Annotated in this window: 1 pseudogene; it reads left to right on the top strand. The window is 48.1% G+C overall.

The features are described from left to right. Positions 1-239, top strand: a pseudogene (locus tag ACY2RR_RS24690) (hypothetical protein); the annotation flags it as partial.

Genomic DNA, 239 nt, shown 5'->3' with positions numbered 1-239 from the left:
AGAAGAAACGCTACGCAAATCTGTTTCCAAACCTGCAGCTCTTAGTGAAATGCCAGACTGGCTTTATGGCAAGCTTGCCAAGTGCTGGCCCGAACATTTGGATTCCATTATTGCCGGAACCAATAGTCAGGCTCCAATGACACTCCGTGTGCACAGCGCCAAAATCTCCCGTGCTGAATATATGAAGAAGCTCAAGGCTGCGGATATAACCGCCAACAGTTGTCAGTTTTCTTCTCACG

The sequence above is a fragment of the Parendozoicomonas sp. 2304DJ65-17 genome (assembly GCF_058148445.1).
Note: the sequence above shows the minus strand (reverse complement) of the source record. Positions and strands in the feature narration are given on the sequence as shown.